Raw genomic sequence first — 5,209 nt, forward strand, 5'->3', positions numbered from 1 at the left:
CCATTACCTCAGCGATGCGCAGGTCCCCCTGGACAATAACTGGTTGGAGAACCGCATCCGCCCGGTGGCCTTGGGGCGCCGCAATTGGCTATTCGCCGGAAGTCTGCGTGCCGGTCAGCGCGCGGCTGCCATCATGAGCCTGATCCAGTCGGCGAAACTCAATGGTCACGACCCCTACGTCTATTTGAAAGACGTGCTCACGCGACTTCCGACGCAACCCGCCCATCGGATTCATGAACTTCTGCCGCATCGCTGGCAGCTTGAAACCACTCCCGCTTAGTTCCTCCAAGCGCGATCCGATTCCGGATTGTGTCAACATGGGATCGCCACGCGCTTACACAATACTTCGTAACCGGTCATTACAGTTCAGACGACTTGAACGGAGTAATACGTCGAAGTCTTCGACCGGGCCGACAAGGCGCTCTATCAGGCCAAGCGCAAGGGCCGCAACCGCTGCGAACTGGCACCGGCCAACTTATGGCGTGTGGGGCTTATTCCTATTGTGGGATCGGGTGCATCGTGCGCGATGCACCCGACGGCCGCTACTTGTGCCACCGCAGCAAAGCCGGACCGTGATCCGACGCCTGCAGCCAATTGGGCGTCAGCAATTGTTCGACTTGGCTTCCCGGCGAGGTGAATGCGTAGTCGATAACGCCGCCCGAATAGTGAAGTGCATGAGGATCATAATTGACGGCATCCGATTTAATCGGCCCATTCAGGAATAGGCCGAAATGCCACATCGACCAATCTTCTTCCGAGTCGTTCATGTCTCCCATGACGACCACCGGTAGATTCGCAGAATTGCGCCGCGCGATGTCGTCCAATATGTCGCGGCTTTCGTTTAAACGATCCTGCGGACGGGCAATCGAATCGCCCCAAAATCCATAACCGTCGTTTTGTAGATGCACGTCGTAGATGATGAAATTGCCGTTCGGCCCGGCGATTTCGGCAGCGACCGTATAAACAGTCTGACGGGGCGCGACGTAAGGCCAAAAGGTATACACGCTGGCCGTTTGAACCGTCCAGGAATTCGCCAGAGGCCATTTGGACAAAATAGCGAGGTCGTCGACCCTAGCGTAATTGTACGGATAGATGCCCCGCAAGGATCGTCCGTCGAGTAGCGGTGCATCCAGCAATTGGTCGATCAATCCCGGTCGGTCGGGTTTGGTCACCTCCTGCAGAATGACGACGCCGGCATCCTGCCATACGAGTTCGGCCAAAATTTCCGATGCCGTCCTGCTTATATCGAATTCCTGCGCCCCATTCATGCCGCCCTGTATGTTGTAAGTGCCGATTACGAAAGAAGTGGCCGGCGCTTTAACGGACATCGGTGTGGGATCCGTAACAGGGGTAGGGTCAGGGTCGGGCGGCGCCGGGCGACAGGGCGGATCAAGGCACATAGCCGACGACTCAAGAGTCATGCCCACCATCATGACACCCATAAGGCCCAGAATAATGCGCTTCATATGTACCTCCCATTCTAGTCATGAAACATGATGCGCACGGCCTGGAGCGACTCTTAACCGTGCCCGAACAGGAAAATACACGGGAGCAGGAGACGGATGCTGTTAGCGATTACCGGAATATGATGGGTTATTTACCTCCACGAGACTTGAGTGCCCTATCTGAACCCAAGCGACATACTCAGAGGCTGCGCTTTTTTTCAAGGCTTTCCCACCACGCGTCCGATAAGGCCGGAATGGAGAAAACCTTTTCGATGATTCCCTGCTGGCGGCTGTTCGGGCCCAAGGCCAGGACATTCAGACCCACCTGGTCGGCAGCGAGCCGCATTATCGCGTCGCCCACCCTCAACTCGCCTTCCATGAGTACCTGCAGATAAAACCCTACCTGTTGGCGCCGGTGACTTTCTGATCAGCACTTCCGGAATTTGAGTGACCAGTTATGAAAAGGACAACCTCTACATTTCTTAGAAGTCTTTCGTAATCGCTCTGGTCAATCGATCTCCGAGTTGCTGGTGCATCCCCGCAGCAGAGACGTTTCTTTTTTCTCAAGTGTTACCTAGGCCTATTGGGTTTCGTATTCCATTTGCCTAACGGTTACTCTTCTTAAACTATTACTCCGGCCAGTATTATCCGAATGTCCGCCGTCATCAACCATGGGAGAGATATGAAGGGTTGAGATAAGGAGAGTTTGGTCTGATTGTTGCCCTATTGAGGAGGGAAAGATGAAGACCAAACCGATCACATTGACGAGTGCCAAGCCAGGGGCTGACAAGGTCGTGAAAGAGATTCGTCGAGAGACGCGCCGTCAGTTCTCTGCCGAGGAGAAGATTCGCATCCTGCTGGAAGGACTGCGGGGTGAGGACAGCATTTCGGAGTTGTGCCGGCGCGAAGGAATCGTCCCCAGTCTCTGCTCCACGTGGTCCAAGGAGTTCTTGGAGGCCGGCAAGAAGCGTCTAGCCGGTGACACCGCCCGACAAGCGACGTCGGACGAGGTACGCAGTTTGCGGAAGGAAAGTCGGGACTTGAAGGAAGCCTTGGCCGAAGCGCTGCTGGAGAACCGCCTACTCAAAAAAAGCATGACCGGAACTGGGGTTGACGAGGAATGAGATACACGGCCTCAGAAAAGTTGGAAATCATCCGGTTGGTCGAGCAGTCTTCACTCCCCGTGCGTCGCACCCTGGCGCTGATGGGGATTCCCAAGACGACCTTTTATCGCTGGTACAACCGTTACCAGGCCGATGGAGTCGAAGGTCTTGAAGACGGCCGGGGCGGTACTCACCGGGTCTGGAACCGCATTGCCGAGGAGGTTCGGGGCCAGATCCTTGAGATGGCACTGGAACACACCGCGCTGTCACCGCGGTAATTGGCGGTGAAGTTCTGCGATGAGCGGCGCTACTTTGTTTCAGAAGCCTCGGTTTACCGACTGCTGAAGGCCCACAACCTCATCACCAGTCCGGCGTACATCGTCATCAAGGCTGCTGAGGCGTTTACCGACAAGACCACGGCGCCCAACCAGATGTGGCAGACCGATTTCACCTACTTCAAGATCGTCGACTGGGGATGGTTTTACCTCTCGACCATCCTGGATGACTTTTCGCGCTACATCGTCGCTTGGAAGTTGTGCACCACCATGCGCTACGACAACGTCATCAACACCGTAGATTGTCCGCCGTCAAAGAAAGTGGGCCACTGCGGTGTCGAAAAGAGTGGAGAGGTTGGCCTCGGTTTGAGTATCGGTTATGCGGCTTGATTTTGTAACTTCAGTCGTCGCTGCTGCAAGGTTTTGAGTTTGATCTGTTGCCTCTGGCATTTGATGAATTGAAGCCGACCGAAGTAGGCATCGGCCGGTGTAACTGGAGCCTAGGGCACAGCGCTCACGCAGTGAGTGCGCCGCTGTCTCTAGATCGTGTGGTGGTTGATGCGTATCCGCGAGCTGGCCGGGAGTCCCCAGTGTAACACGAATTCACCACAATTCTGGAAAATGCTTACTCGAGTCGCAAAAAATCACGTAATTTGATTGGACGCCGGCGGTAGTCAAGCGTTCCATAAGGCCACGCCTACCTACTAGCACCACGCGAGTCGAACACCCACTGTTCACTCGCTCCACCAAAAGAACACTCCCAATAACACCGGCGCTCTTTAACGTTTCCGTTCACCAATGTTTAGAATTAGAGACCCATGGCCGGCTACTAGAACCGACATCGGGTCCCAAAGTTGATTCGACAGTCTGGATCTAAAGACCAGACACATGTCAAGCGCTTACCTTACGGGAGATCGGAATTGAACTTCCCCGGCTGTGGCCGATCTGGTATCCATGGCTTAGGATCCCTGGGCCCGGGTTCCGTCGGTTGCGGAGGAAACAAGATTGGGCCGCCATCCGGGGGATCTTGACGTGGTGCGTCCGGGGGGGGAATTGGACTTCCACCATCTTTACCTCCGCCGCTTCCTCCATCCCCCCCTCCTACATCGCACGGTATGAAGTCACAAACGGCTTCGGGATCGGCGATTTCCATGCCCATGGCACTCCCAATAAAGGTCCAGAACGCCAGAACCGATACCGAACTCGATAATACAGAATACATGGTATTGCGCTGACTCATAACAAACTCCAATCCATATGGTAAAGTGATTTAAAATGGAACTATGAATCATTTAAACGGTGAACTAGCATATCGCCGCCAGCCAAAATGACTGACAACTATAAACCCTATAAATACTAATTATAACAACCCTAATGTACAGCATTAACAATCACCTGTCTCGTGAAGTAATGCATATAAAAATTAGTAAAATTACCGAGATCTTCTGGTATCCACTGGAATGTATTAGTTATGCATAACACACAGCTTCAAATGAGGTCATAAAGTAACTCAAAGTCGCGTCGAATTACGGAGATGCCGATTTAATCGGCGAGGTGAAGCGCAGCAAAATAGCGGAATAACACACCATCCTGACGACCCCTTCGATGATCCAACAGACCAGCCTTCTTGAGCTGGCATTTCAGTCCAAGAGTCGCGTCACCAATCGCGAGATTTGTCTGGCCGAAATGGAAGGCGTGGTGCCTTGGGCTGAACTGGTGGCGGTGATCGAACCGGTGTATCCCGCAGGTCAGCGAGGCGGGCCACCGATTGGCACCGAGCGGAGGTTGCGCCTTTATTGTGCATCACAAGGTTTAAACCACCGGCTTTAGCCGGTCAGTTTTAGCAGCGATAATAGGCGCCAGGTGCAGGAGGCGTTATGGAATACAGATATTGTAGCCATACAGTTTTTCAGATCGAGTGCCATTTTGTCTGGGTGACGAAGTACCGCTACAAGGTTCTACAAGGCGACGTGGCGGAAAGGGTTCGTGGGTTGGTTCGGCAGACATGCGAGGCATTTCAGATCAGGATTATGCGGGGTGTGGTGAGCAAGGACCACGTTCACATTCTGGTGAGCGCGCCGCCGACGCTGGCACCGAGTGAGATTATGAGGCGACTCAAGGGACGTACATCGAGTTACCTGTTTGAAGAGTTTCCGCATCTGAAGAAGCGCCACTGGGGTCAGCATTTCTGGGCGCGCGGGTATTTCTGCGTGGCGGTGGGGCAGATGACCGGGGAGATGATCTGTAGAAGTTCAGACTTGATCTGACAGAGTTCCTTGCCGCGAGGTGGGGTTACCCGTTTTGATAGAGGTGCGAATCTTCATCGAAACGGCGCGTGAGCGCAGGAGTAACCCCATGAGTAGTCTCAATCAGAATGTCATCCGTC

Annotated in this window: 5 protein-coding genes and 1 pseudogene; 4 read left to right on the plus strand and 2 right to left on the minus strand. The window is 53.9% G+C overall.

Annotation, left to right across the window (positions count from 1 at the left end; all coding sequences use genetic code 11):
• Window positions 1–280, plus strand: a 280-nt coding sequence (locus tag EK23_RS20975) for a transposase domain-containing protein (protein WP_045227355.1), incomplete at its 5' end; no start/stop codon positions are given.
• A 262-nt stretch (window positions 281–542) separates the two neighbouring features.
• On the opposite strand, the gene EK23_RS20980 is transcribed toward EK23_RS20975, so the two are convergent.
• Window positions 543–1,466 carry an endonuclease/exonuclease/phosphatase family protein gene (locus EK23_RS20980; RefSeq protein ID WP_082054406.1) on the minus strand — a complete coding sequence of 308 codons (924 nt, stop codon included), beginning with the start codon at window positions 1,464–1,466 and terminating at the stop codon, window positions 543–545.
• Between the two features lie 178 nt (window positions 1,467–1,644).
• A complete protein-coding gene (locus EK23_RS20985; protein ID WP_045227357.1) occupies window positions 1,645–1,824 on the minus strand; it encodes a hypothetical protein in 180 nt (59 codons plus the stop codon).
• Window positions 1,825–2,185: 361 nt separating this feature from the next.
• Between EK23_RS20985 and EK23_RS22905 the strand changes: the two are divergent.
• From EK23_RS22905 to tnpA, 3 genes and pseudogenes are all read left to right on the plus strand, one after another.
• A pseudogene (locus tag EK23_RS22905) lies at window positions 2,186–3,126 on the plus strand (transposase); the annotation flags it as partial.
• 1,302 nt (window positions 3,127–4,428) lie between these two features.
• On the plus strand, window positions 4,429–4,653 hold the full coding sequence (locus tag EK23_RS21000; RefSeq protein WP_045227359.1) for a hypothetical protein: 225 nt from the start codon (window positions 4,429–4,431) through the stop codon (window positions 4,651–4,653).
• A gap of 47 nt (window positions 4,654–4,700) precedes the next feature.
• Window positions 4,701–5,090: an IS200/IS605 family transposase gene (gene tnpA / locus EK23_RS21005; RefSeq protein WP_045227360.1), complete on the plus strand. Its 390-nt coding sequence runs from the start codon at window positions 4,701–4,703 to the stop codon at window positions 5,088–5,090.
• Window positions 5,091–5,209 lie beyond the last annotated feature (119 nt).

It is taken from the genome of Methyloterricola oryzae (genome assembly GCF_000934725.1).
Taxonomy (GTDB): domain Bacteria; phylum Pseudomonadota; class Gammaproteobacteria; order Methylococcales; family Methylococcaceae; genus Methyloterricola; species Methyloterricola oryzae.